This is a genomic window from Streptococcus sp. 1343, from assembly GCF_013277355.1.
GTDB lineage: Bacteria > Bacillota > Bacilli > Lactobacillales > Streptococcaceae > Streptococcus > Streptococcus pseudopneumoniae.
The window spans coordinates 1-4722 of sequence record NZ_VMMT01000009.1 but is presented as its reverse complement, the minus strand read 5'-3'; the positions used below and the strand labels follow the sequence as shown (position 1 = coordinate 4722).

General features: G+C 38.3%; 4 protein-coding genes and 1 pseudogene. 1 reads left to right on the top strand and 4 read right to left on the bottom strand.

The features are described 5' to 3' along the window. Window positions 1-4 precede the first annotated feature (4 nt). On the bottom strand, window positions 5-1189 hold the full coding sequence (mobV, locus tag HT709_RS11635) for a MobV family relaxase (RefSeq protein ID WP_240156662.1): 1185 nt from the start codon (window positions 1187-1189) through the stop codon (window positions 5-7). Between the two features lie 449 nt (window positions 1190-1638). After that, on the bottom strand, window positions 1639-1926 hold the full coding sequence (locus HT709_RS01445; protein WP_078373521.1) for a hypothetical protein: 288 nt from the start codon (window positions 1924-1926) through the stop codon (window positions 1639-1641). Window positions 1927-1990: 64 nt separating this feature from the next. On the opposite strand from HT709_RS01445, the gene HT709_RS01440 reads away from it, so the two are divergent. Next, a complete protein-coding gene (locus tag HT709_RS01440; protein WP_000733562.1) occupies window positions 1991-2449 on the top strand; it encodes a hypothetical protein in 459 nt (152 codons plus the stop codon). A gap of 173 nt (window positions 2450-2622) precedes the next feature. Here HT709_RS01440 and HT709_RS01435 read toward each other — a convergent pair whose 3' ends face one another. Both HT709_RS01435 and HT709_RS01430 read right to left on the bottom strand, forming a co-directional pair. After that, on the bottom strand, window positions 2623-3432 hold the full coding sequence (locus HT709_RS01435) for a replication initiation protein (RefSeq protein ID WP_000715517.1): 810 nt from the start codon (window positions 3430-3432) through the stop codon (window positions 2623-2625). 976 nt (window positions 3433-4408) lie between these two features. Then, a pseudogene (locus HT709_RS01430) lies at window positions 4409-4722 on the bottom strand (plasmid recombination protein); the annotation flags it as partial.

The window sequence follows — 4722 nt, the reverse complement described above, 5'->3', positions numbered from 1 at the left end:
TTCTCTACAACATCAGACACTTCAGTCGTCCAACAAAATCCGAAGTAAAATTAAAGCCATCGCCAAACAGTTTAGGAGTAGCATTTTCTAATTCTTCCTGCAACTCTTTGGCAACTCGACGTCTATCTAAATCTCTATACGAAATTTTCGATAAGTTACTTGATTGTTCCACCAAAAGTTGCGTTTTTTCTCTATGAGCTCTCTCCAGACGAACCACATCATCGCTCAGACGCTTAGAATCGCTTTTTAACCCCTTTATTTCCTCCTGACGACTATTTACCTCAGAATTTACCTCAGATAGCTCTGAGAGCCTCTCAGAAGCCTCAGAATCGATTTTACCGTATTCGTCAATCTTTTTCTCAAGGACACCCTCTAAACGTCCTAAATCTGCCCTTAAATCGTTTCTATGAGTGTCTAGCCATTTGAAACGCTCTTCCAACGTCGCTTCTCGGATGTTAAATGTCACGTCTGAATCTGCAAACAAAGAACCTATGTCCTCATAATCTTGAATTTCTGACATTGTTGCAGGTCTACGTTCTTCCGTATGCCAATATTTTGGCGCTCCTAAATCTAGCAATTCCTGATTAAGAGCTTCACGCCCCATTTTTTCCTTGTAGTCCGCCACACTCAAATGCTGTTCTTTGCTATCTCGCTTTCCACGTTGCAACTCAAAACCATGCTCATTCATGTACTTTGGCAAATCTTCCTGAATATGCTTTAGCTCCTCACGGTTAAACATAACCTTTGATGACAGCTTACCATTTCTCATTGGCACAATCCCTAAGTGCATGTGTGGGGTACTCTCATCAAGATGTACACTGGCATAAGCAACGTTGGTTTCTCCGTAATTCTCCGCGAAGTAGTTTTTAGCCGTTTCAAAAAATTTTCTCGTCTGCTCCTGGCCCAACTTTTCAAAAAAATCTTTATCTGACGTAATAATCCATTCATCACACAAAACAGCGTCTTTCCGTATCCCACGTTTAGAACTCTTGTTCTCGTTCACATAGTCCTTAATTTGCCGTTCATACGACACAGAGCGGTCACGATCCGTCAACTCATAGTTGAGGTGTGACCTGCTCGTGTCGATGTCTTTGTTTGAGTGCTTTTCAAAAATCCGTTCATTGTGCTTATATGCGCCACCCAAATTCCCAACTTTCATTTTCTGCATTCTCGCAACCATGTAGCTCATAACTTTTACCTCCTCAGGTGGGTCATTCGAGTAGCGAATGACAGACGAGCCGGCAAGCCTATTGCTCGTCTATTGTGATAACATTCTAGCTAGAATTTTAGCACAAATTTCGGCTAACTTCCAAGTAAAGTATAACGCACTATACTTTACTTCGTAAAAGTGCGTTCTCCGAAGGCTCTTTCAGAGAGCTAGTCCGCCCACTTTATGCCAGGGCGAACTACAAAAAAAGCCCTCGAATCGCAAGGGCATTTTTTGAAAAATTGGGCGACTTCGATAAGTCCCCCAAAGTCATTTTTTCAAAATGACAGTCGGACGGCTTCGCTATTGTCCGACCAAAAAATCAAAGTAAACATAGTTGAGAAAATTATCTCCATAGGAAACATTGATACTATCAACTCCACACATCCTACATAGACAGTTTCCATTATATTTTTTAATATTCTTCAAAACTATATCTTATACAAATTATTTAATCTTTCTAACTCTAATACATTCATACATACTTCTACTCCAGTAACTCCCCCCTTACTATGAATAACCCCACAAGAAAACACAATCCTCTCCTTACTCAAAATATTTGACAACACTACTAATGATTCTAAAATATAATCCTTTATAATAATAAAACTATTATTTTCATCCTTAGCAAACTCTATAAATCCAATATCCTTACACCTATCACCAAGATGAAACCTAAGTGATTTCAAAAAATAATCAAAAAAAACATCACCCTTCATAGAAAACCCTTTCATTTTTAAAAATATTCTGATATAATCATACAAAAAATAAAGGAGAACTACCATGAAAAAACTTATTTTATTTATAACTACCTTTCTCACTCTTCTTTCATTTACTGTTACAACATATGCCGAAACTCCAAAAGCAAACCAAATCACCCCATATTCTACTGCAACTGGAAATGGTGGAGTTTCCAAAATAGAAATTTATGATAACCGAAGTAGAGCATGGTGGTACGCACGACCTTATACTAAAAGCTCTTATCAATTCTCTGGAGGAGTTCGTATTACATTAACAAATGGCCGTACCTTATATTACCCGGTAAGCGGTCAAGGTAGGGCAGGACAATCAGTTAGTGGTTCAATATATGTAAGCGGAAAAATAAAAAGAGTAACTTTTACAGGTGTAGCTTACGGCCCTGGTGGAATACAAATAGCACTTCCTCAATCAGAAACAAATAATTACAGTAGTGGTGGTTCAGGGATGAGCATACCGAACCCTGAAATTCTATACGAAGAATAATTCACTAACAAGAAAGAGACTGGGACAATTTTGTCCCAGTCTCTTTAAATTTCATCAACATCGAGCTGCTTTTTCATCTCAATAGCATCTTTTTACTCATAAATTAGATATAAACAAGTGTTTTCCATGACAGTTACAACCATTTGAACCATACTTAGATTTTTGAACAGTGCTTAATCTAAAAAATCATAAATATCTGTCTGTCGACTTCTTTCTTCAGCTTGCTTGATTATCTCTGCAGTTGGTACTTGTCGATTATCAGTAATCTGCATTTCATAGCCTATGACCTTTCGGCCATTTTTAACTACGTTTAGATAAACATCTACCCCTAATTTTTTCTCTAGCTCTTCTGCCCCAACTTTCAGACAGTTCCTTGCAAAGATTGCAGGGGGCATTCTTCTCTCTTCCCCTAAAAACCAATCTTGCCAATCGTCTAAATCTCCTTGAATGGTTGTGACACGTTGATTTTTAAAGCGATTTGCTTCCCACAATTTCATCAAAATAATGGCATACTTTGATTTGATTTGAGCTAACTCTGCCAATTTGAACGAGAAGAACTGGCTACGTAAAGCAAATACGTAAGGCGCAGCATCTTCTGAAAAGATAAATTCCACTTCGCCATTAGCTAAGAATTTAATTTTTCTAAATAACTGGGTCATCAATATCCCTTTAACGCCATTCTCAACGATTGGCAGATATAACGCAGTGTTTTCGTTTAGGGCTTTAAAGCCACGTGCCACACGCTCATAGTTTTTCCCTGAAGCGTTCAATCCAAAGTGCTTCAGCACCTCTTTTGCATTTGTCGTAAATGTATCTGTTGCAGTGCTTTCTTTGGTCACATAGCTAAAACAATAGTCCAGTAGCTTATGTTCAAAGGCTTTTAAATTCCCAAAGGCTTTGGCTAGGTCATTCGCTTGTACTACTAGATAATCTTGTCTAGACATCAAGCCCTCAAACGCATTTTCTGACTTCCCTTTTTTCATGGCTTAACCTCACGTACTTTTTTGTCATAAATGATTATATAATATTACATGACAAACTTCAAGTAATTTATTACTTTTTTGTCATGTATCACGTACTTTTTTGTCATGTATCACGTACTTTTTTGTCATGTATCACGTACTTTTTTGTCATGTATCACGTACTTTTTTGTCACTTATCTCCTCGCAAACCCTTGATAATACTGACTTTTTGACACCCACAAAGTATATATAAAGTAAGTTATAAAGTAAGTATGAAAGTAACTCCTTTAGAAAAAATCCTTCATTTTTTTTTAATTTTTCAAAAAAAAAGACCCTATCGGGCCAATCTCTTAAAAATGCATCCGGGGTCTTTACAGCTCGAAGCTGAAGGCAGTCCCACACCCGACACAAAATAGTGCCCTTTGAGCTATCCGTTTCCAGTTGCCCGACCTATAAAGAGATTCACGCCACCGACCGTATCGCTGAGGCGCCTCAATTTGATTATATCACAAATGTCTATTTTTGACACCCATTATAAAACTATGTTATAATTTAATCAACAACAAGAGTAGTGAGTTCATCACGCTAAACGAAAAGCACCCTGTCCGCCAAGACTTAGGGTGCTTTTTTGCGCTAGCTACAACACACTAGCGTTCGTGAAAAGTGACACTATTTCTCGTTGTCATCGAAGCGCTTTTCAATCCACTTCATCCCATAGGCTTTCCCCAACTCGTACGCTAAGGGCAACACTACTCGGACAACAACAAGAAGAGTAATGAGTTCTAACAAGCTAAACACCTCCTTTCGAAGGCTTAGTGCCAGAATATTGCTATTATACCATGTCCGCTTGCTTTATTCCATGGTCTATTTGACAACAAGGAACCTAGGTCGTTAGTCTTTGGTTTGTCGGTCAGCTGAACAAAGTTCAGACTGAACCGCCTTAACCAGTCTAACTTGACCTAGCTTATTGTCAAATAGCTTTCACGGCATAAATCGCTCAGATACTCCGCCCTTTTGTAGGCTCATGTCTTTTCCTAGACAGTTCTCGTGTCTCTCTTAAGTTTTCTAAACGCTTATTGAGGCTGGTTACTTCTTTTTCTGTTATGACTTCAGAAAGGTCATCTAAGAGATTTTTAGAAACTTTCAACTCCCTGTTTTCTAGCTTTAATGCTTTGTTTTCAGTCTCTAATTGCTGATTTTTCCATTCTGCATGAGATAGGCTATTTTCAAGCCTACTCTTTGCTTCTTTCATGCCTGCTAGTGCATTTCTAAGTAACTCATTTTGATTGACCGCCTGCTCCAGCTTCTCTA